22 protein-coding genes are annotated in these 21,413 nt (G+C 68.5%); 13 read left to right on the top strand and 9 right to left on the bottom strand.

What is annotated here, in order from left to right:
• Nucleotides 1–63 precede the first annotated feature (63 nt).
• From AC04ME_RS00550 to AC04ME_RS00540, 3 genes are read right to left on the bottom strand one after another with little or no spacing between them, the layout of a single operon-like run.
• Nucleotides 64–522 carry a MarR family winged helix-turn-helix transcriptional regulator gene (locus tag AC04ME_RS00550; protein WP_042540547.1) on the bottom strand — a complete coding sequence of 153 codons (459 nt, stop codon included), beginning with the start codon at nt 520–522 and terminating at the stop codon, nt 64–66.
• 29 nt (nt 523–551) lie between these two features.
• Nucleotides 552–1,211 (bottom strand): GTP cyclohydrolase II, encoded by a 660-nt coding sequence (locus tag AC04ME_RS00545; RefSeq protein WP_475433034.1) that lies wholly within the window; start codon nt 1,209–1,211, stop codon nt 552–554.
• Nucleotides 1,212–1,254: 43 nt separating this feature from the next.
• Nucleotides 1,255–2,142: a DMT family transporter gene (locus AC04ME_RS00540; protein WP_475433033.1), complete on the bottom strand. Its 888-nt coding sequence runs from the start codon at nt 2,140–2,142 to the stop codon at nt 1,255–1,257.
• A 134-nt stretch (nt 2,143–2,276) separates the two neighbouring features.
• Between AC04ME_RS00540 and AC04ME_RS00535 the strand changes: the two genes are divergently transcribed.
• Nucleotides 2,277–3,113, top strand: a complete 837-nt coding sequence (locus AC04ME_RS00535; RefSeq protein ID WP_475433032.1) for a sulfurtransferase — start codon at nt 2,277–2,279, stop codon at nt 3,111–3,113.
• Nucleotides 3,114–3,172: 59 nt separating this feature from the next.
• On the opposite strand, the gene AC04ME_RS00530 is transcribed toward AC04ME_RS00535, so the two are convergent.
• A complete protein-coding gene (locus AC04ME_RS00530; protein WP_309692155.1) occupies nt 3,173–4,108 on the bottom strand; it encodes a hypothetical protein in 936 nt (311 codons plus the stop codon).
• Between the two features lie 307 nt (nt 4,109–4,415).
• Here AC04ME_RS00530 and AC04ME_RS00525 point away from each other — a divergent pair, with 307 nt between their 5' ends.
• Both AC04ME_RS00525 and AC04ME_RS00520 read left to right on the top strand, forming a co-directional pair.
• Nucleotides 4,416–5,066, top strand: coding sequence for a hypothetical protein (locus tag AC04ME_RS00525; protein ID WP_042540481.1), 651 nt, complete (start codon nt 4,416–4,418; stop codon nt 5,064–5,066).
• Complete coding sequence (locus AC04ME_RS00520) at nt 5,063–5,419, top strand: hypothetical protein (RefSeq protein ID WP_367821570.1); 357 nt, start codon at nt 5,063–5,065, stop codon at nt 5,417–5,419. Before AC04ME_RS00525 ends, AC04ME_RS00520 begins: the two co-directional genes overlap by 4 nt.
• Nucleotides 5,420–5,613: 194 nt before the next feature.
• Here AC04ME_RS00520 and purB read toward each other — a convergent pair whose 3' ends face one another.
• Nucleotides 5,614–6,996 carry an adenylosuccinate lyase gene (gene purB, locus AC04ME_RS00515; RefSeq protein ID WP_475433976.1) on the bottom strand — a complete coding sequence of 461 codons (1,383 nt, stop codon included), beginning with the start codon at nt 6,994–6,996 and terminating at the stop codon, nt 5,614–5,616.
• The gene (locus tag AC04ME_RS00510) at nt 6,993–7,532 is read right to left on the bottom strand and encodes a low molecular weight protein-tyrosine-phosphatase (protein ID WP_194285977.1); all 540 of its coding nucleotides are present in this window, start codon (nt 7,530–7,532) and stop codon (nt 6,993–6,995) included. The genes purB and AC04ME_RS00510 overlap by 4 nt, the downstream gene beginning before the upstream one ends.
• Nucleotides 7,533–7,699: 167 nt before the next feature.
• Between AC04ME_RS00510 and AC04ME_RS00505 the strand changes: the two genes are divergently transcribed.
• Together AC04ME_RS00505 and AC04ME_RS00500 are read left to right on the top strand one after the other, a co-directional pair.
• Entirely contained in the window at nt 7,700–7,963 is a 264-nt protein-coding gene (locus AC04ME_RS00505) for a hypothetical protein (protein ID WP_475433031.1), read from the top strand.
• On the top strand, nt 7,960–9,237 hold the full coding sequence (locus AC04ME_RS00500) for a hypothetical protein (RefSeq protein ID WP_475433030.1): 1,278 nt from the start codon (nt 7,960–7,962) through the stop codon (nt 9,235–9,237). The genes AC04ME_RS00505 and AC04ME_RS00500 overlap by 4 nt, the downstream gene beginning before the upstream one ends.
• 30 nt (nt 9,238–9,267) lie before the next feature.
• Here the strand turns inward: AC04ME_RS00500 and AC04ME_RS00495 are convergent, their stop codons facing one another.
• Nucleotides 9,268–9,672, bottom strand: a complete 405-nt coding sequence (locus tag AC04ME_RS00495) for a phage holin family protein (RefSeq protein WP_042540493.1) — start codon at nt 9,670–9,672, stop codon at nt 9,268–9,270.
• Between the two features lie 106 nt (nt 9,673–9,778).
• On the opposite strand from AC04ME_RS00495, the gene AC04ME_RS00490 reads away from it, so the two are divergent.
• The 4 genes from AC04ME_RS00490 (at nt 9,779) to AC04ME_RS00475 (ending at nt 14,441) form a co-directional block, all read left to right on the top strand.
• Nucleotides 9,779–10,846 carry a histidinol-phosphate transaminase gene (locus tag AC04ME_RS00490; protein WP_475433029.1) on the top strand — a complete coding sequence of 356 codons (1,068 nt, stop codon included), beginning with the start codon at nt 9,779–9,781 and terminating at the stop codon, nt 10,844–10,846.
• A 95-nt stretch (nt 10,847–10,941) separates the two neighbouring features.
• Entirely contained in the window at nt 10,942–12,069 is a 1,128-nt protein-coding gene (locus tag AC04ME_RS00485; protein ID WP_475433028.1) for a thiamine pyrophosphate-dependent dehydrogenase E1 component subunit alpha, read from the top strand.
• Between the two features lie 11 nt (nt 12,070–12,080).
• Nucleotides 12,081–13,046, top strand: a complete 966-nt coding sequence (locus tag AC04ME_RS00480; RefSeq protein WP_079114087.1) for an alpha-ketoacid dehydrogenase subunit beta — start codon at nt 12,081–12,083, stop codon at nt 13,044–13,046.
• Between the two features lie 36 nt (nt 13,047–13,082).
• Nucleotides 13,083–14,441, top strand: coding sequence for a dihydrolipoamide acetyltransferase family protein (locus AC04ME_RS00475; protein WP_042540499.1), 1,359 nt, complete (start codon nt 13,083–13,085; stop codon nt 14,439–14,441).
• Between the two features lie 114 nt (nt 14,442–14,555).
• On the opposite strand, the gene AC04ME_RS00470 is transcribed toward AC04ME_RS00475, so the two are convergent.
• Both AC04ME_RS00470 and AC04ME_RS00465 read right to left on the bottom strand, forming a co-directional pair.
• A complete protein-coding gene (locus tag AC04ME_RS00470) occupies nt 14,556–15,092 on the bottom strand; it encodes a 2'-5' RNA ligase family protein (RefSeq protein ID WP_475433027.1) in 537 nt (178 codons plus the stop codon).
• 5 nt (nt 15,093–15,097) lie between these two features.
• On the bottom strand, nt 15,098–16,318 hold the full coding sequence (locus AC04ME_RS00465) for an ROK family protein (RefSeq protein ID WP_475433026.1): 1,221 nt from the start codon (nt 16,316–16,318) through the stop codon (nt 15,098–15,100).
• Nucleotides 16,319–16,419: 101 nt separating this feature from the next.
• Between AC04ME_RS00465 and AC04ME_RS00460 the strand changes: the two genes are divergently transcribed.
• From AC04ME_RS00460 to AC04ME_RS00445, 4 genes are all read left to right on the top strand, one after another.
• Nucleotides 16,420–17,745 (top strand): ABC transporter substrate-binding protein, encoded by a 1,326-nt coding sequence (locus AC04ME_RS00460; protein WP_376708815.1) that lies wholly within the window; start codon nt 16,420–16,422, stop codon nt 17,743–17,745.
• A 59-nt stretch (nt 17,746–17,804) separates the two neighbouring features.
• Nucleotides 17,805–18,698 (top strand): carbohydrate ABC transporter permease, encoded by an 894-nt coding sequence (locus AC04ME_RS00455; RefSeq protein ID WP_156145907.1) that lies wholly within the window; start codon nt 17,805–17,807, stop codon nt 18,696–18,698.
• Nucleotides 18,698–19,576: a carbohydrate ABC transporter permease gene (locus AC04ME_RS00450; protein WP_042540511.1), complete on the top strand. Its 879-nt coding sequence runs from the start codon at nt 18,698–18,700 to the stop codon at nt 19,574–19,576. The genes AC04ME_RS00455 and AC04ME_RS00450 overlap by 1 nt, the downstream gene beginning before the upstream one ends.
• 78 nt (nt 19,577–19,654) lie before the next feature.
• Entirely contained in the window at nt 19,655–21,334 is a 1,680-nt protein-coding gene (locus AC04ME_RS00445) for a glycoside hydrolase family 13 protein (RefSeq protein WP_475433025.1), read from the top strand.
• Nucleotides 21,335–21,413 lie beyond the last annotated feature (79 nt).

Here is a 21,413-nt window from a genome sequence, read left to right as displayed (position 1 = left end):
TACGCGCCCTCGCGCTGTCGAGGGGGGTTCTGGCAGTACCGGGAACGCTGACCGGCGTCGCCTTCAGAGCGCGGCGGCGACGCCGGGCAGCAGCTTCGTGAGGATCGTGCCGAGCTGCTCCCGCTCGTCGGCGGTCAGGGGATCGAGGATCAGCTCGCGGATCTGCGCCACATGAACGGGCGCCGCCGCACGGAGCAGCTCGCGACCGGCATCCGTCAGCGCTGCCGTCAGCGTGCGCTTGTCGGTGCTGCACGAGGTGCGCGTCACCCAGCCGAGATGCTCGAGCGAGTCGATCGCGTGGCTGAGGCGCGAGCGGCTGAGGCCGGCGATCTGGGCGAGCTCGGTCATCGGGATCGCGCGGTCTCCCTGACCTGCCAGCGTCACGAGGATCGCGTAGTGCGAGTGCTTGAGTCCGGTCTCGGCCTTCAGGGTGCGGTCGAGCACCTGCGGCAGCAGCTGGACGAACCGGATGGTCGGCAGCCACGTCTGCATCTCGTCGTCGTCGAGCCGCCGATCGCTCATCGTGCCTGCCTCCCTCACGGCCGCCGCCATCACGCGGCGGAGAGGTCGAGCGTGTGCGAGGTGTGATCGCGCTTGGCCTCGAGGTAGCGGTGGTTCGCGTCCGAGAGGTGCACGCCGGTGCGCACCTGCTCGGTGACGCGGATGCCGAGCGCCTCGAGCTGCGCAGCCTTGTCGGGGTTGTTGCTCAGCAGGCGGATGCCGTCGACGCCGACCGCCTGCAGTATCTGCGCGGCGATCGTGTAGTCGCGTTCGTCTTCGCCGCGACCGAGAGCCACGTTCGCCTCATAGGTGTCGAGCCCCGCATCCTGCAGCGCGTACGCATCGAGCTTGGCGTAGAGGCCGATGCCCCGGCCCTCCTGGCGCAGGTAGAGAAGGAACCCGCCGTCTTCCGCGATGCGCTCGACGGCCTCCCGCAGCTGCGGGCCGCAGTCGCAGCGCTCCGAGCCGAACACGTCTCCGGTCAGGCATTCGCTGTGCGGGCGCACGAGGGGTGCGTCGCCGCCGTCGGCCGCCCGCTCCATGGCCGCCCTCCAGTCTCCGAGCCCGAGCAGCAGGTGCTCGCGGCCGTCGATCAGACCGTCGAAGGTGACGACATCCGCCGTGGTGGAGAATCCGTCGGCGAAGCGCATCGGCACGCGCACGCGCGTCCGCTCGGTGGCGACCGGAACGACGGTTGAAGTTTCAATCATGTCGGGTGCAACGCGCCGACGTCGCCGATATTCCCGTGAGTGACTACTCGTTCGGGCGGCGCCGCACGGGCGTGAGCTCACTGGCCAGGATGCCGAGCACGACGAGCGCGCCGCCGATCAGCGCGGCGAGGGGCAGGCGCTCGCCGGCGATGCGCCCGATCACGGCGGCCCAGACCGGCTCGCCCGCGTAGATGATCGTGGCGCGGGTCGGCGAGACGGACTTCTGGGCCCAGTTCATCGTGAGCTGGATGATGCAGCTCGCCGCCCCGAGCCCGACCGCGCAGCCGACCCAGATCCAGGAGAACTCCGGCAGTCCCTCGCCGACGAGGGGCATGGTCAGAATGCCGAGTGCGCCCGCGGTGAGGAGCTGGACGATCGTGATCCGGCCGAGGTCGATCCTCCCGGCGAAGACGCTGATCAGGATGATCTCGGCCGCGATCGGCAACGTGCTGACGAGCGTCAGGATCTCACCGGATCCGAGGGTGAGCGCGAAGGCGTCGGGGCCTGCGATGAACAGCAGACCGAGGAACGCGAGAGCGGCACCCACGAACGCCACGGCGGGCGGGCGCTTGCGGAACACGGCCCACTGCGCGAGCGGCACGAGCGGGATGTACATGGCTGTGATGAACGCCGACGTGCTCGAGTCGATGGTCTGCAGCCCGACGGTCTGCAGCCCGTATCCGAGGTGGATCATCACGCCGATCGCGACGCCGGCGCCGATGTCGCGCCAGCGCATGCCTCGCAGCGCCCGGCGGAAGATGACGACGCTGATCAGACCGGCGATCAGGAACCGGATGCCGACGAAGAACCACGGCCCCGAGTGCTGCATCGCCCAGTGCACGAGCAGGAACGTGCTGCCCCATACCGCGGTGACGGCGATGAGGGCGATCTCCTGCCGACGCAGGCTCATGAAGCGGAGTCGAGTGGACATGCTGTCCTTTCTCGACGGGCCGGCTCGAGCCTAGCGCCGTGCGCACCCCCGTTCCGAATCGTGAGAACAGCCCGATATGACGACGGAATACGGCAAGGTGCGTGATTCGAAAGGCCGATCGATAGCCTCGCCTCATGAGCAATTTCGTGAGCGCCGCCGAACTGGACGAACTGCTGAGGTCCGAGGCGCCCCTTCGTCTGATCGACGTGCGGTGGCGACTCGACCGGCCGGACGGCCATGCCGACTATCTATCAGGGCACATCCCCGGGGCGGTCTTCGTGCCGCTCGCGACCGAGCTGGCCACGCACGGAGAGCCGTCTGAGGGCCGTCATCCGCTGCCCTCCACTCAGACGCTTCAGGATGCTGCGCGCCGATGGGGCGTCAACCAGGGCGACATCGTCGTCGCGTACGACGACGCGAAGGGACTCAGCGCATCGCGCGCCTGGTGGCTGCTGCGCCAGGGCGGAGTCGATGTGCGCGTGCTCGACGGAGGCATCCGCGCCTGGACGTCCGCGGGCCTCCCGGTCGCAGACGATGACGTGCAGGCGGAGCCGGGTGATGTGGTCCTCGACGAGATCGGCGGCGACGCGATCTCGATCGACGAGGCCGCCTCGTTCGCCGACTCGGGTGTGCTCCTCGACGTGCGCGCTCCCGATCGCTATCGCGGAGAGCACGAGCCTCTCGATCCCGTCGCCGGACACATCCCGGGAGCGCTCAACGTGCCGATGGCCGCTCATCTCGACGCCGAGGGCCGGATCCTCGACATGCACACCCTCCAGGCGACCTTCGCGGCCGTCGGCGTGACCGAGGGCACCCCTGTCGCGGCGTACTGCGGCTCGGGCATCACTGCGGCGCATACCGCTCTGGTGCTCGACGAGATCGGCATCGAGGCGAAGGTCTTCCCCGGCTCGTGGAGCCAGTGGTCGAACACGCCGGGGCGCCCGGTCGCGGTCGGCGATCAGCCCGGCTGAGCGGTCAGGCGCCGGGGTCGGGCGCGCGGGGTCAGGCGCCGGCGGTCAGGTGTCGGCGGTCAGGCGTCGGCGGTCAGGTTCCGGGGATCAGCGCCGTCCGCGTAGCTCCAGGCGACGCCGAGAAGCCCCGGGCCGAACGCGCGTCGCACCTGGTGCACGGACGTGCGGCCCTCCAGAGACAGTTCGGTGAGCTTCGAGCCGTCCGGGGTCTCGACGCGCTCCTCGATGCGGTCGGGGAGTGCGTCGGGGTGGAACCGCGTCCACACCAGCAGCTCTCGGCACTGCCGGGCGACGGCGTGACCCGTCTCCCGTTGCGGCGGATAGTCGGGCGGGTAGGCGACCGACCACTCCACCATCGCGGTGCTCGGCGCGGTCAGTGGCACGTCGAGCTCGAACAGGACGCCGTGCACCTCGCCGTTCGGATGCGAGTAGCGCGCGGAGATGCGTCCCCCGGCCACAGCCTCGATGAAGGGGGCTGGCGTGCTGATGCCCGGCGTCATCTCCAGGAACGGGATCGACACGACCGTCCCGACGGTCGACTGCACGATGCTGCGGGTGATGGAGTACGACACGTTGCCGGCGGCATCCACGTCCGTCACGGAGTGCGTCGTGAGTTCGCGTGATGTGTCGGGGTACTCGGCGCCGAGGGCGGCGAACGCCTCTTTGACGGCCTCCTCGAGTTCCCGCTCGTCGAGGGGGAACAGATTGGGACCGAGGGGGCCGGTGCGGTTCGTCGTGCCGAGCAGCGCGGTGAGCGAGCCGGGCTCGAGATGCAGAAGCTGCTCGATGTCGCCGAGGGCGGCCATCGACTGGGCACCTTCGGGGCGACGTGCTCCGGAGCGCCAGTAGCTGAGCGTCGCCATCGACACGCTGTTGCCGCGAGCGCGCAACTGCTCGTGCAGCCGGGCGAGGGTCAATCCACGTGCATTGATCGCGTCTCGGAAGGACGCCGCGAATACATCGGCATATCGGCGAATGCCACTTTCCATGCTCATCACAGCACCCCCTCCGGTATGTGAAGAATCGCGTTCTAGAGTGAGCTTACGACCACACCAGCATCGCGTAGGGGACGAGGTGCTATTTCTGGGGTCTACTGGGCTGAGTAATCGTGAGCAGGGTGCCCGACCTCACGGCGCCTCGGTCCACAGCGCAGTGTCGCCCCCGTCGCTGCGTTCTGTCGCGGGGCCTGGTGATCGATCTGGGGAGATCCATCGGGCCCCGCGAACACCTCTCCGGTGTCGGCGCTCACTCAGCGCCCCCGCGTAGACTGGGGGGAACACCCCCGGAGGATTCTCGATCTTCATGTCTGCCCCTGCCCGCGCGTTCACCGTGCGTCACGTTCAGCTGCTGCGCGCGCTCTTCGCCGCCGCCGCAGCCGTGATGATCACCTTCTCGCCCGATCACTCGGCGGCCGTCGGTCTCTCCGTCTTCAGCGGGTTCGTGCTCACGACCGGCCTCGTGATGATCGTCGCCACGTGGCTCGTCTATCCCGCCGGCCAGCGCTGGCCGTCCGTCGTCTTCGCGCTGCTGAGCTTCGTCGCCGGCATGACGGCCGGTGTGCCCGCATGGCGAACCGAAGACGTCTTCTTCGTCGTCGTCATCGCCTGGTCGGTGACGACCGGCATCCTCGAACTCGTCGTCGGGCTGCGTGCGCGCAGAGCCGGCGAGGCGAACGCACGCGACTCGATCACCCTCGGCGCGTTCGGGCTGCTCTTGGCCGTGCTGCTGATCGCGATCCCGGCCGGCTTCGTGCAGCCGTACGAGATCGACGGAGCCGGTGCGTTCCAACTCACCGGCATCATCCTCGGCGTCGGCATGTTCGGCGGATATGCGGCGATCGTCGCCGTCTTCCTCGGCATCGCCGGTCTCACCCCGAAGCGAGCGGATGCTGTCGCCGAGGGTCGCACGACCGAGAACGACCCCGCCCCCGCCGGGCACGGAGGAGAGCGATGAGCGACGAGAAGCCCACCCGGCGCGACATCCTGCGCCCTCTGCACCTGCTGGGAATCGCCCTCGGCTGCGGAATCTTCGCCGCCGTGGTGACGCTCGTGTCGACGGGAGCGTTCACCGCCCGCGTCAACAACGCGATCGCCAGCGGCACCTACGACGGTCTCACTCCGATCGCGCTCGGTCTCGTGGTGGGCGGCGGGGCGTTCATCGTCACGCTGCTGTTCCTGGCGATGCTGATCCTCGTGGTCGACCCCGCCGACGTCGCCAAGACGGTCGACCGTCCCGTGCTCTTCGACCCCGAGACGTCAGACGAACCCGACTCCGACAAGCCGGACCGCACGTCGTCCTCCTCCTGACATGATGATCGCGGGTTTCTCCGACCCGACCGGAATAGCCCCGGGCTGATGCGTGGCCCGCCCGATGCGTGGTCAATAAAGCGTCCGAATCGTCCGATTGCGATGCGTTTTTGACCACGCGCCGACTATGCGGTGCGTTTTCGACCATGCACGGTGCGGCGGATGACGCCTCCGCGCCCGTAGCGTTCGGCCGGTTACTTCGCGAGCTGCTCGGCGATGCCGGTGTACGACGCGGGGGTGAGTGCGAGCAGACGCTGCTTCGCCGCATCCCCGATCTCGAGCCCTTCGACGAACTCCGCCAGCTCGGCAGCGCCGACGCGGTGTCCTCGGGTCAGCTCCTTGAGCAGAGCGTAGGGGTCGGTGATCGACGAGCGACCGGCGACGACCTCGGCGCGGATGACGGTCTGGATGGCCTCTGCGAGAACCTCCCAGTTCACGTCGAGATCGGCGAGCAGCACGTCGCGTGAGAGCGAGATCGCGTTCAGTCCGCGGCGCAGGTTGTCGATCGCGAGCAGCGAGTGACCGAAGGCGACGCCGATGTTGCGCTGCGTCGTCGAGTCGGTGAGGTCGCGCTGCAGGCGGCTCGTGACGAGGGTCTGACCGAGCGATGCGAGCAGAGCACCCGAGATCTCGAGGTTCGCCTCGGCGTTCTCGAACCGGATCGGGTTGATCTTGTGCGGCATCGTCGACGAGCCGGTCGCACCGGCGACGGGGATCTGTGCGAAGTAGCCGAGCGAGATGTAGGTCCAGATGTCGGTCGCGAGGTTGTGCAGGATCCCGCCGGCGTGACGCACCCGGTCGTAGAGCTCGACCTGCCAGTCGTGCGACTCGATCTGCGTGGTCAGCAGGTTGAAGCCGAGCCCGAGACCCTCGATGTACTCACGCGAGATCGTGGGCCAGTCGGCGTCGGGGTCGGCCGCGAGGTGCGCAGACCAGGTGCCGGTCGCGCCCGAGAACTTGGCGAGGTAGTCGGATGCCGCGATCTGCGCGCGCACGCGCTCGAGACGCCACGCGAAGACGGCGATCTCCTTGCCCATCGTCGACGGGGTGGCCGGCTGTCCGTGGGTGCGGGAGAGCATCGCGGCATCCGCGTGCTCGGCGGCCAGTTCACGCAGCTTGGCGATCACGACGTCGAGCGCGGGCAGCCAGACCTCTTCGACCGCGCGCTTCACGGTGAGCGCATACGAGGCGGAGTTGATGTCCTCACTCGTGCAGGCGAAGTGCGTGAGCTCGGCGATGCTGTCGAGGCCGAGCGCGCTCAGGCGGTCGCGCACCAGGTACTCGATCGCCTTGACGTCGTGCTGGGTGACGCCTTCCTTCTCGGCGAGCCAGTCGATCTCGGCCTGTCCGAAGTCGCGGTAGAGGGCGCGCAGCCGCTCTTTGTCGGCATCCGACAGCGGGCTCGTCTCGAAGAGCGAGCGGTCGGTGAGCGCGATCAGCCACTCCACCTCGACCTCGACCCTGGCGCGGTTCAGACCCGCCTCCGAGAGGAAGTCGGCGAGGCCGGTGACGGCGCCGCGATAGCGACCGTCGAGGGGGCTCAGGGGCTGGGGCGGGAGCGAAGGCTGGAAAGTCAGGGGAGTCCTCCTGATCGGGCCCCGGGAGTGCGGGGCGTGCGGGGCTGGCGAAGAGCCGGCTCGAGCTGGCGGAACAGCCCGCGAGTCGCGGTCTCAATCATACCGAGCACCGAATCGAACATCTCGGCGCCGGCGTAGTAGGGGTCGGGCACATCCTGACTCCGGGCATCGGGGTCGAAGGCGAGCAGCAGGGTGACTTTGCCCTCTTCGTCCTCATCGTGCGCCCACTCACGCAGGATGCGCTCGTGCGTGCGGTCGAGGGCGACGACCAGATCGTTCTCCGAGAAAGAGGCGAAGGTGAACTGCTTCGCGCGATGCTGCGAGCCGTCGTAGCCACGGCGGGCGAGGGAATCGAGCGTGCGATGATCGGCCCGTTCGCCGAGATGCCAGTCACCCGTTCCGGCGCTGCGCGACACGATCCGCGAGCCGAGTCCCTGTCGCTCCGCGAGATCGCGGAACACCACCTCTGCCATCGGAGAGCGGCAGATGTTCCCCGTGCACACGAAGATCACGCGGAAGGGATCCGGGGATGTCACCGTCCTATTCTGCCCGTCGAAGGCCGATCGTGCGATGCCGGGTATCCCGGCCGGGCGTGGTGCACCCGTTCTGCACCACCGCGGGGGTCGAGCGTTCCCCCCACGGTCTCCGCCGATCCGGGCGACTCCGATCTCGGACTCGGCGGGCCATGGCGGATGCTGGGCGCATGTACTCCTTTGCACTCGCGCAGACCGGCGCGGGCGAGACCGCCTGGGCGAGGGCGCAGACCCTGGCAGCCCTCCGCACCGCCGTCGAGGCGCTCGACGACGTGCGCGCGTCGCTCGCCGTCCTCGCCTCCGACACCGACTGGCACTCCGACGGAGTGCGCGCGATGCAGCGCTCGCTCGATGAGCTTCGACAGGGCGCTCGTGTCGAGGCGTCCGAGATGCGCAGCCGCGAATCCGAGGCTGAGCGGATCGACGCCTCGTGAGCGGGCTGACCATCGATCACGGCGGAGCGATCTCGGTCGACCCCGACGCGCTGCGCGACGTCGCTCGACGTGTGGATGCCGTCGCCTCCCGCTATGACGATGCGCACTCCGCGATCATGCGGGCGCATCGGATCATCGTCGACACTCCGGGCTTGAGCGCGCACGTCGACACGGTCGGGCTGTGGGCGTCGGGTCAGCACGTGTCTCGCCTGCACTCCGAGTGCCGGGAGACCGCCAGCTCCACCCTGCTCATGGCCGATGCCTACGAGTACGTCGAGCTGCGAGCCGAGGCCGAGATGCTCGCGCAGACCGATCCGAGCACGGCGCAGCGGCTGTTGCGCCGGGCCGATCGGCTCGCGGCGTCGGATGACCGCATCCAGGCGATGGCCGATGAGGTGATCGCCCAGTGGCGCGCCGAGCGCTTCGAGGGACTGACCGGCAACCTCGTGACACCCGCGTTGTATGACGAGGTATTCAGGACCGTGGCGATGGTGGGGGCGGTGTCGGGCTTGGGCAAGGTGCTCCCCGGCGAGACTCTGCGGGGCAAGGCCGACCCCGTCTCGGTCTCGCCGGTCAAGACGTCGTCACCCACCGGTGCGCCGTCGGGCCTGGCGGGAGCCATCGGGCGCATGCCGACCACCGCGGGGGCGCAGGTCGCCGTCGAGAAGTACTCCTTCGCCGACGGCACGACGAAGTTCGTCGCCTATCTGGAGGGAACGCAGAGCGTCGGGTGGGGAGGAAAGGAGCCGTGGGACTCGAAGTCCAACCTCCAGCTCTACACCGGGCAGCGATCGGCGTCGTATCAGTCGACACTCGACGCGCTGAGGGCCGCGGGCGCCGAGCCCGGCGACGAGGTCGACGTCGTGGCTCACTCGCAATCGGGGATGGTCGCCGCGCACCTCGCGATGGAGAGCGAGTTCGATGTGCAGATGCAGATCACCGCGGGGAGCCCGGTCGAGCCGACCCTCGACGACGATCAGACCATCATCCAGCTGCGTCACACGAACGACCCGGTCTCGGCGCTGGCCGGCGGAGGGTCACCCGAGGGCACAGGGTCGGACGACAGCGTCACCATCTCGACGGAGGCGAACCCGAATGACACGTTCGACGACCTCGTGGTCGACGCGCATCACCTGGAGACGTACAGAGACACCGCGAGGTTCGCAGACGACCTGAGCGATCCCCGGATGGACGCGGTGGACGAGTTCTGGAGAGAGCTCGACGCGGCCGAGGTGATCGAGCGCACCGAGTATCAGGCCGAGCGCATCGAATGAGGGACGCGCCGGGGATGCGCGATCTCCCCGTCAGTCGCGGCGCTGCTTCTTGCTCTGCGGGCGCAGGATGAAGCCGAAGACGCCGTTGATCAGCGAGATGATGAGCGCGGCGAGCACGCCCCACCAGAAGCTGCCGACCGTGAGACCCCAGTCGAAGCTGCTCGTGATCCAGGCGGTGAGCCACAGCAGGAACCCGTTGATCACGAACCCGATGAGACCGAGGGTGAGGATGTACAGGGGGAACGCGACGATCTTCACCACCGTGCCGATGAAGGTGTTCACGAGCGCGAAGATCGCGGCGACCGCGAGCAGGGTCAGCACGAGCTGCAGGGTCTCGCCCGGCGCGAACGCCGTGATCTGCACCTGCAGGGCGGGGATCAGCGTCACGACCCACAGGGCGAACGCGTTGACGACGACTCGGATGATGAAGCGCATAGTCATCCCAGTCTTCCATGCGAGGTGCACGAAGACACTCGCCAATCTCTCGACCGCTTTCGGTCGCCTGCGGCACCGGGAAGGCGCAGAATCTAGACTCATCCTTGTGACCGACCCGATCCTGCCGCGCATCCGCCCCGCCATCGCCGCCCTGGCGCCGTACCGACAGGGCAAGCAGGCGGGCCCCGACGCCTACAAGCTCTCGAGCAACGAGAACCCGTTCGAGCCGCTTCCCTCCGTCGCCGCGGCGCTGCAGCACACGACGCCGATCAACCGCTACCCGGATGCCACCGCCGGTCGGCTGCGCGAGCGGCTGGGCGTCCGCTACGCGGTCGCTCCCGAGCAGGTGCACGTCGCCGCGGGCAGCGTCTCGATCCTCCACCAGCTGATCCTCGCCACCTCTTCGGTCGGCGACGAGGTCGTCTACGCGTGGCGCTCGTTCGAGGCCTACCCGAGCCTGCCGCTCGTCGCCGGTGCGACCGGAGTGCAGGTGCCTCTGACCGCCGACTCGCGCCACGACCTCGACGCGATGGCCGATGCGGTGACCGAGCGCACCCGCGCGGTCATCCTGTGCACCCCGAACAACCCGACCGGGCCGATCATCACGAGCGACGACTTCGCGACGTTCGTCGAGCGCGTCCCCACCGACGTGCTGATCATCCTCGACGAGGCCTACGCCGAGTTCGTGACCGCGCCGGGCGCGGTCGACGGCCTCGCAGAGCGCGTCTTCGAACGGCATCCGAACGTCGTGGTGCTGCGCACCTTCTCGAAGGCCTACGGTCTCGCGGGCCTGCGCATCGGCTACGCGATCGGCAACGAGAAGGTGCTCGACGCCGCGCGCACCACCGGCATCCCGCTCTCGGTGACGTCGGCGGCCGAGAACGCCGCGATCGCCAGCCTCGATGCCGAGTCCGAGCTGCTCGAGCGCGTCGCGGTGATCGTCGAGCGCCGCACCCGTCTGGTCGAAGGCCTCCGCACGCAGGGGTGGGACGTGCCCGACAGTCAGGCCAATTTCATCTGGCTGCCCACCGGCGAGCGCACGGTCGAGGTCGCGGCGGCCTTCGCGTCGGCCGACCTCATCGTGCGCCCTTTCCCGGGCGACGGCATCCGCATCTCGGTCGGCGAAGAAGCATCGGTCGATCGCGTTCTCGAGGTCGCCGCGACGCAGCTCTGACGGGCTCGAGGCGCCCTGTTCTCCGGTTTCCCGGCAGATGCGAGGACGTCCTAGGTATGCGTGACCGAGCATGCGCACGGCGGTAGCGTGGCACAGTGACCTTGCCAGAGACTGAACTCGTACGCGTCCTGGATCAGGACGGCCGCTTCACGCCGAGTCCGGCTGCCGAGCAATACCTGTCCCTGATCGAGGCGATCAGCGACGCCGAGCTCGAGCAGTTCTACCGCGACATGGTGGTCATCCGCGCGATCGACACCCAGGCGACCAACCTGCAGCGTCAGGGGCAGCTCGCCCTGTGGCCGCCGAGCCGTGGGCAGGAGGCCGCTCAGGTCGGTTCCGCCCGCGCCGCCCGCGCGCAGGACACCATCTTCCCGTCGTATCGCGAACACGCCGTGACGCGGATCCGCGGCGTCGACCCCGTCGACATCATCAAGCTCATGCGCGGCGTCTCGCATGGCGGCTGGGACCCGACCGACCCGAAGAACGGCAACACCCGCCTCTACACTCTCGTTCTCGGCTCGCAGGTGCTGCACGCCGCCGGATTCGCCATGGGGCTCAACTTCGACGGGCGATCCGGCACCGGCAACCTCGACAAGGATGAAGCGGTCATCGTCTACTACGGCGACGGGGCATCGAGCCAGGGCGACGTGCACGAGGCGATGGTCTTCGCGGCGAGCTACCAGGCGCCCACCGTGTTCTTCCTGCAGAACAACCACTGGGCGATCTCCGTGCCCGTGTCGACGCAGTCGCGGGTGCCGCTCGTCGAGCGCAGCGCCGGCTACGGCATCCCCAGCGTGCGCGTCGACGGCAACGACGTGCTCGCCAGCTACGCCGTCTCGCGAGTCGCCCTCGACGAGGCCCGCAGCGGTGGGGGTCCCCGTGCGATCGAGGCGGTCACCTACCGTCTCGGCGCGCACACCACCAGCGACGACCCCACGAAGTACCGCGGCTCCGACGAAGAGCAGTCATGGGCGCAGCGCGACCCGATCGATCGCATGCGCGCGTTCCTGGAGAACAGGGGAGCGGCCGGGCAGTTCTTCACCGATGTGGATGCCGAGGCGGCAGACGCCGCCGAAGACCTGCGTTCGCGCAGCGTCGAACTCGGGTCGCCCACCGCAGACCTGATCTTCGACCATGTGTACAGCGACCCGCATCCGCTCATCGCGGAGGAGAAGGCCTGGCACAGGCAGTACGAGGCATCGTTCGAAGGAGACAGCAAGTGACCCTCGAGACGATGCCCCTCAGCAAGGCCCTCAACTCGGGCCTGCGCCGGGCCATGGAAGACGACTCCAGAGTCCTGCTCATGGGCGAGGACATCGGAAAGCTCGGCGGCGTCTTCCGAGTGACCGAGCACCTGCAGCGCGACTTCGGCGACAAGCGCGTGCTCGACACGCCGCTCGCCGAGTCGGGGATCGTCGGAACGGCGATCGGGCTCGCGATGACCGGGTTCCGCCCGGTGATCGAGATCCAGTTCGACGGATTCGTGTTCCCCGCGTTCGACCAGATCACGACGCAGCTCGCCAAGCTCACCAACCGGCACGAGGGCAAGCTGAGTCTGCCGATCGTGATCCGCATCCCCTACGGCGGACACATCGGTGCCGTCGAGCACCACCAGGAGAGCCCGGAGGCGTACTTCGCGCACACTCCCGGACTGCGGGTGGTCTCGCCCTCGACGCCGAACGACGCGTACTGGATGATCCAGGAGGCCATCGCGTCGAACGACCCGGTCATCTTCATGGAGCCCAAGAGCCGCTACTGGCAGAAGGGCGAGGTCGAGCTCGACGCCTCGGCCGCCCCGCTGCACTCGTCTCGCGTCGTGCGCACCGGCTCGGACGTGACGCTCGTCGGACACGGCGCGATGGTGACGACGCTGCTGCAGGCGGCTGCGCTCGCCGAGGCCGAGGGGACCAGCTGCGAGGTCGTCGATGTGCGTTCGCTGTCGCCGGTGGACTACGAGCCGATCCTGAGCTCGGTGCGCAAGACCGGACGCATGGTCTACGCGCAGGAGGCGCAGGGCTTCGTCAGCATCGGCAGCGAGATCGCGGCCACGGTCATGGAGCGTGCCTTCTATGCACTCGAGGCCCCTGTGCTGCGGGTCTCGGGGTACGACACCCCGTTCCCGCCCGCGAAGCTCGAGGGCACCTACCTTCCGGATGCCGACCGCATCCTCGAGGCCGTCGACCGCTCCCTCGCCTACTGATCTCACCCCGATCTCGCCGTTCCGAAAGGACCGCACATGAGCACGCAGAACTTCAACCTCCCCGATGTGGGCGAGGGCCTGACCGAGGCCGAGATCGTGGCGTGGAAGGTCGCGCCCGGTGACACCGTCGCCATCAACGACGTGATCTGCGAGATCGAGACGGCCAAGTCGCTCGTCGAGCTGCCCTCGCCGCACGCCGGCGTCGTGGGCGAGCTGCTCGCCGCCGAGGGCGCGACGGTCGAGGTCGGATCCCCGATCATCACCTTCGTGACGGATGCCCGTGACGATGCCGGTCCGGGCGTGATCGCCACGGCGGAGGCTCCCGCGCCCGAAGAGGGTGGCGGCTCGGTGCTCGTCGGCTACGGCACGGGCGGCGGTGCGACCTCGCGTCGCAAGCGACCGGCCGAGCGCCCCGTTCGCTCGTCGGTCGGTGTGATCGCGAAGCCGCCGATCCGCAAGCTCGCTCGCGACCTGGGCGTCGACCTCACGACCGTCACGCCCACCGGCGCCGACGGCGAGGTCACCCGCGACGACGTGATGACCCACGCACAGCAGGCCAGCGTCTTCCGCAACATCGAGACGCCCGAGTGGGGTGCCGTGCGCGAAGAGACCGTGCCCGCGCCGCAGAGCACCCCGTCGGGTCTCGCCCGCGGGCTGTCGCCGGCCCCGGCATCCGCCTCCGGCCGGAGCGACGATCGCACCGAGTCGATCCCGGTCAAGGGAGTGCGCAAGGCGACCTCGTCGGCGATGGTGCAGAGCGCGTACTCCGCCCCGCACGTGACGGTGTGGAAGGAGATCGACGCGAGCCGCACGATGGAACTCGTCAAGCGTCTCAAGGCGTCGCCCGACTACGCCGACATCCGCGTCTCCCCGCTGCTGATCATGGCCCGTGCCGTGATCTGGGCTGCGCGTCGCACGCCGATGGTCAACGCCGCCTGGATCGAGACCGAGGGCGGCGCCGAGATCGCCGTGCGCCACTACGTGAACCTCGGCATCGCCGCGGCCACGCCTCGCGGTCTGCTCGTGCCGAACATCAAGGACGCGCAGGATCTCAGCATGAAGGACCTCGCCCGCGCGCTGAACCGGCTCACGCTCACCGCCCGCGAGGGCAAGACGAGCCCGGCCGACCAGCAGGGCGGCACGATCACGATCACCAACATCGGTGTCTTCGGGATGGATGCCGGCACGCCGATCATCAACCCCGGCGAGGCGGGCATCGTGGCGATGGGCACGATCAGCCAGAAGCCGTGGGTCGTCGACGGCGAGGTGCGCCCCCGCTGGGTCACCACGGTCGCCGGATCGTTCGACCACCGCGTGATCGACGGCGACGGCATGAGCCGCTTCATCGCCGACGTGGCATCGGTTCTCGAGGAGCCCGCGCTCCTCGTCGAGTGAGGTCCTCCGGCGTCCGCGCAGGGGAGACCAGGAGCATTCCCGCGGATGCCGGTGCCTCGCGCCCCGACATGTCGGCGGCTGCTAGACCGCTTCCGTTCTCGGAACGCGTGCCCGCTAGAGCCGTAGCTCCGCGAGGGTCGTGACGGCGGCGACGTCGGGGTCCCAGCGCCGCACCGCATGTGCGTGACCGTGGATGTCGCCGCCGATCAGGTCGAGCGCCGCCGCGAGGCCCGGGACCCGCAATCTGCGGGCGAGCGCGACATGCGGCATCCACTCGCCCGGCGCGGTGTGCGGGGCATCATCTCCAGGCCCGACGGCGGCGAGGATACTCTCGCGGAGGTCCAGCAGTTCCGCACTGGGAACGATGCTCCGGGCCAGCACGCGACGCTCGCCGCTGCCGAAGAGTAGGGGCGCCCCCAGTGTCAGGGGGAACGATGCGATGTCTGCCAGACACCCCAGGTCCACTTTCGACAGGCCGATGCGTGCGACCAGCGTGACGTGAGGGCGGTTGCTCGCGGATGTGTGCCCCGCGAGGCTCGAGAGCCCTCGTGCGGCGAGGGCATCCCACTCGCAACGGACGGCAGTCTCCGCATCCGGGTCGAGGAGCAGCTCGATCGACGAGGGGGAGTGCCGAGGCTCTGGTTCCTGCACTGCGCTCAGCCGACCGCGCTGAGTCGCCGCTCCGCCAGCAGCGGCACGGCCACCTCGCGGGCGGCCATGCGGGCGGTGGTGACGGCCCCGATCGAGACGACCTCGGCGCCGAGCGTCGAGGCGAGGATCTCGGGCGCCGGCAGGTGCAGTTCGGTCGGCACGACCTCGCGCGCGGCGGCGATCACGGGAGCGACGCTCTCGGCGACTGCGCCGCAGACGATCACGCGCGTCGGGTCGTACATGCTTCCCAGAACGCCGACCACCCGAGCGAGGGTGGCGCCGACGCGCGAGGTCGCGAGCAGCGCATCGGCATCACCCGACGCGGCGGCTGTCAGCACGACGCGCGGATCCACGCGGTCGTCGTCGGCGAGGCGTCCGATCGGCGAGCTCGCGTCGACCTCGCCACTCGCGACGGCGGCACGCACCTCGTCCTGCAGGGCGTAGCTCAGACCGAAGGCCGACCCCACGCCCACGATGTGGTCGAACACGATGCCTTCGCCGACGCCGCCGTGCGCGCCGTGCAGCACGTGGCCGTCGACGACGACGCCCCCGCCGAAGCGCTCGCCGGCGAGCAGCGCGACGTAGTCCCGGCATCCCACTGCGGCCCCGACCGAGCCCTCGGCGATCGCGGCGAGCTGAGCGTCGTTCTTGATCTCGACGGCCGGCGCCCAGTCGGCCAGTGCGTCGGCGAGGCCCGGGTTCGTGCGCTCCCAGAAGCCGTCGGGATGCGGGGGAGAGACCCCTGCGCGATTCACGGGAGCGGCGACGCCGACGCAGATCGCGAGGATGTCATCCTTCGAGACACCCGCCTCGGTGAGGGCCTGCTCCATCTGGCCGAGCACCGTCGCGCGCCGCGCCGCCGCCGATTCGGTCGAGTCGATGTCCGTGCGGTGGTGCACGAGTGTGCGGTTGAGCAGATCGGAGACGGTGACGGCGACATGGTTGTCACCGGCATCCACGCCGAGCACGACACCGAGATCGGATGCCAGCACGAAGCGTCGCGCGGGGCGCCCTGCGCGGTAGCTGCCTGCGGCCCTCGCGTTCGGAAGCTCACGGAGCACGGCCGCGCTGACGAGGGTGTCGATCGCGTCGATGGCCGTCGAGCGCGTCAGAGACGTCGAGGCCATGACGTCGGTGGCGGTGAACTCGCCCGCCGCCCAGGCGAAGTCGAGCACGGCGCCGACGCTGGCGCGCCCGGTGCCCAGACCTGCGGAGACTTCTGTCACGGGCCTTGACCTCACTCTCGTCCACATGAGACAGTACCGTTCATCGAAGTAAATTCGCTCACTAGATTTAGTCTGCGGATCTACAGGACGAAAGGACAACGGTGTCTGTGAAATCCCCCTCCGTCGCACGAGTGGCCGGTGCTGCCATGGCGCTGGCGCTCGTCGGCTCCGCCCTCACCGCCTGCGCACCCGGCGGCGGCACCGAGACCATCCGCTTCACGTTCAACAAGCGTGAGGCGATCGGCTTCATGACCGACCTCGTCGCCCAGTTCAACTCGTCGCAGAGCGACGTGCGGGTCGAGATCGACACCTCGGGGCCGGACGTGATCTCGGCCAGCTTCGTGCGGGGCAATCCGCCCGACCTCATCCTCGGCAACTACAACTACGAGATCGCGCGGTTCGTGCAGCGGTGCACCCTGACCGATCTCTCCGACACCGACGCCGCCGCATCCGTCCGCGACGATCTGCAGCCGCTCATGGACCAGTACGGGTCGTGCGAGGGCCGCACCAGCGCCTTGCCGTACTCGGTGATGGCGGCATCGGTCATCTACAACAAGGAGATCTTCGACGCCCAGGGGCTCGAGGTCCCGCAGACCTGGGACGAGCTGATCGCGGTCTGCGACCAGCTGAAGGACGCAGGGATCGACCCGTTCTACGCGACGTTCAAGGATGACTGGACCGTGGGCCAGGGGTGGTACGACTACTCGATCGGAGGATCGGTGGACACGATCGAGTTCTTCGACGCGATGGCCGACGAGGGTGCCGCCGTCGGCCCCGACTCGCCCGTCTCGTTCGAGAAGGACTTCGCCGAACCCATGGATCAGATGATGCAGCTCGCGAACGACTACACGAACGAGGATGCCGAGAGCCGGGGATACGGCGACGGCAACCTCGCGTTCAGCAAGGGCGAGGCTGCGATGTACATGCAGGGCCCCTGGGCGTTCAGCGAGATCGCGAAGACCGCGCCCGACCTCGAGCTCGGCACGTTCCCGCTGCCGATGACCGATGATCCGGCCGACCTCGGTGTGCGCGTGAACATGGACCTCGGCGCGATGATCCCCGAGGGATCGAACCACCAGGAGGCGGCACGCGAGTTCCTCGAGTACCTCTATCTGCCCGAGAACATCGAGGCGTACAACGCATCGCAGCTCGGCTTCACCCCGACGAAGGGTGCACCGGCTCCGGATGATCCCCGGATCGAGGGGATGATCGAGTACTACGAAAACGGGCAGATCTACCAGGGCCCCTCAGTGCTCGTGCCGAAGACGATCCCGGTGATGAACTACGCGCAGGCGATGGTGCTCGGTGCCTCGACCACTTCGATGTTGCGCACGATGGACGCGGACTGGGCTCGCATCGCCTTCCGCGCACCGATCCCCAAGACCGATGATGCGGCAGCCGGCGAGACAGAGGAGTCCGCACCGTGAGCACCACCGCAGCCGCGAATGTGACGCGGCCGAACAGCCCGACCACCGACACGACCTCGATCGTCACGGGACAGGGCCGCAAGCTCCGTCGTCGCAAGGGGCGGGTCGAGCCGATCTACTACCTGTTCCTGCTTCCGACCCTCGTGATCTTCACCCTGGCGATCACCGTGCCCGCGGTCATGGGCATCTTCTTCAGCTTCACCGACTCGATCGGCATCGGGGAGTGGAGCTTCAGCGGTCTGACGAACTACATCGCGATGTTCAGCGATCCGGCCATCCTGCAGAGCTACCTGTTCACGTTCGGCTTCTCGATCGCCACGGTGATCGTCGTCAACGTGATCGCGTTCCTGCTCGCGGTCGGGCTGACCTCCCGCATCCGCTTCAAGACGGGGCTGCGCACGATCTTCGTGATCCCGATGGTGATCTCGGGCATCATCATCGCCTACGTCTTCAACTTCCTCTTCTCGAACTCCATCCCGGCCGCGGGCGCCGCCACCGGCATCCCGTGGCTGTCGACCAGCCTCCTCGCCAACCCCGATCTCGCCTGGGTCGCGATCGTGATCGTGACCGCGTGGCAGGCGGTTCCCGGCACGCTGCTGATCTACATCGCAGGTCTGCTCTCAGTGCCGAGCGAGGTCTACGAAGCGGCGAGCATCGACGGGGCGAACAAGAGGCAGCAGCTGTTCCGCATCACGCTGCCGCTCGTCGCCGGATACGTGGTGATCAACGTGATCCTCGGGTTCAAGGGCTTCCTCAACGCCTACGACATCATCGTCGGCCTCACCAACGGCGGTCCCGGCACCGCCACTCGCAGCGTCGCGATGACCATCATCGCGGGCTTCAACGGCGGCGACTACGCCTACCAGATGGCCAACGCGACGATCTTCTTCATCGTCGCCGTGCTCATCTCCCTGCTGCAGCTCTCGCTGACCCGCGGAAGGAACGCACTCTGATGTCGACGCAGACACTCACCACCATCCCCGCCTCGGGCAAGAAGCCGAGGGTCCGCATGGAGCGCGTCAACTGGTCGGGCACGATCATCCTGATCCTGTGCGCCGTCACGGTGCTGCTTCCGCTGTACGTGACGATGTCCATGGCGTTCAAGACCACGGGCCAGGCGGTCGACGGCAACGCCTTCTCTCTGCCGGCTCCGTTCAGCATCGACGGCTTCGTCGAGGCGTGGAACCTGACGAAGTTCCCCGTCGGGGCGGGCATCTCGTTGCTCGTCACGGCAGGCACCGTCATCGCGACCATCGTGCTGGCCGCGTTCGCGTCGTATGCGATCGTCCGCAACTGGGACCACCGCCTGTTCCGCTACTCGTTCTTCTACCTGCTGGCCGCGATGTTCATCCCGTTCCCGGTCGTGGCGCTGCCGCAGATCCAGCTGACCGGCTGGGTCGGTCTCGACAACCCGTTCGGGGTCATCATCCTCGCGACGATGTTCCAGCTGAGCTTCAGCGTGCTGTTGTTCACCGCGTTCCTGCGCTCGATCCCGATCGAACTCGAGGAGAGCGCGCGCATCGACGGCGCCAGCACATGGCAGACGTTCTGGCAGCTGATCTTCCCGCTGCTCGCGCCGATGAGCGCCACGGTCGGCATCTTCGCCTTCCTCTACGCGTGGAACGACTTCATGATGCCGTCGCTGATCATCTCGGACCCGGCCATGCAGACCCTCCCGGTGCGGCAGAACCTCTTCCAGACCCAGTTCAGCAACAACTACAACGTGTCGTTCGCCTCATACCTGATGGCGATGGCCCCGGCGATCCTGGCGTACCTGTTCACTCAGCGCTTCGTCATGGAAGGCGTCACACAGGGCGCCGTCAAGGGCTGACGCCATCGCCATCGCGCGGGCCGACGGGCGTCGGTCCGCGCGCATCCCAGACCGCAACACGAAGGAGCAAGACCCCTCATGACCGATGCGCTTCTCACCGAGACCCGCGACGACAAGACGGCAGCATGGTGGCGACAGGCCGCCGTCTACCAGATCTACCCCCGCAGCTTCGCCGATGCCAACGGAGACGGACTCGGCGACATCCCGGGCATCGTCTCGCGCGCCGACTATCTGCGCGACCTGGGCATCGACGCGGTGTGGCTGAGCCCGTTCTACCCGTCGGCGCTGGCCGACGGCGGATACGACGTGGCCGACTACCGCAACGTCGATCCGCGTCTGGGCACGCTCGAGGACTTCGACGAGATGGTCGCCGCGCTGCACGAGCGCGACATCCGCGTGGTCGTCGACATCGTGCCGAACCACTCGTCCGACCTGCACGAGTGGTTCCAGGAGGCGCTCGCCGCCGGCCGCGGTTCGGCCGCCCGTGAGCGGTACATCTTCCGCGAGGGCAGCGGTCCCGACGGCTCCGAGCCGCCGACCGACTGGACCGCCGCGTTCGGCGGATCTGCATGGGAGCGCGTAGCGGACGGGCAGTGGTTCCTGCACAGCTTCGCTCCCGAGCAGCCCGACCTCAACTGGGACCACCCCGAGGTGCGCGAGGACTTCCTGAAGACCCTGCGTTTCTGGTCGGACCGCGGAGTCGACGGCTTCCGCATCGACGTGGCGCACATGCTCACCAAGGACCTGACCGAGCCCCTGCCGAGCACCGCCGAGCTCGAACTGCTTCCGCACGACGGCAACCACCCGCTGCACGACCGTGACGACGTGCACGAGGTGTACGCCGAATGGCGTCGGGTCTTCAACGAGTACGACCCTCCCCGCACGGCTGTCGCCGAGGCCTGGGTGAGCACGCCCGAGCGTCGGGCGAAGTACGCCTCGGCTGAGGGGCTGGGCCAGGCGTTCAACTTCGATCTGCTCGTCGCCGACTTCGACGCGACGCAGTTCCGCACCATCATCGCCGACAACCTGGCGCAGTCGCAGGCGACGGGCTCATCGACGACGTGGGTGCTGTCGAACCACGACGTCACACGTCACGCGACGCGCTACGGACTGCCGCAGCTCGGGGGACGCACCGGAGTGAAGCAGGGTGTCGAGTGGGTCTCCGCCGGGGGCCCGGAGGACCAGCTCGACCGCGAGCGCGGCCTGCGCAGGGCACACGCCGCGACACTGCTGCTGCTCGGCCTTCCCGGCAGCACCTATCTCTATCAGGGCGAGGAGCTGGGGCTGCACGAGGTCGCCGATGTCGCGCCCGAGCAGCGTCAGGACCCGGCGTTCTTCCGTGGGGCCGTCTTCGACGGCCTGGGAAGGGACGGATGCCGCGTGCCGCTGCCGTGGACGGCATCCGGTCCCTCGTTCGGATTCGGCTCCGGCGACGCGCACCTGCCGCAGCCCGCCTGGTTCGCCGAGTCCGCGGTCGATGTCGAGGCGGCCGACCCCTCGTCGACACTCGCGCTGTACCGCGAGGCGCTGCGCCTGCGCCATGAGCTGCAGACGGAGGAGAGCCTCGAGTGGATCGAGACCGGGCGCGCCGACGTGCTGCGCTTCGCTCGCCCGAACGGCTGGCAGATCGTCACCAACTTCGGCTCGGAGCCGTTCGACCTCGGGGCGGATGCCGCAGACGTCGTGCTCGGCTCGGTCGTCGACGGCGCCCTGCCCGGCGACTCCACCGTCTGGATCGCGCCCGGCCTCATCGGCTGACCAGGTTCCACTGAGTCGTCTGCAGGACGAGAGCACGGATGCAGGACGAGAACACGGCTTCTCGTCCTGCATCCGAGCT

Source organism: Microbacterium sp. LjRoot205, assembly GCF_056175745.1.
The sequence above is the reverse complement of the archived record's forward strand: the minus strand, read 5'-3'. Positions and strand labels throughout refer to the sequence as shown.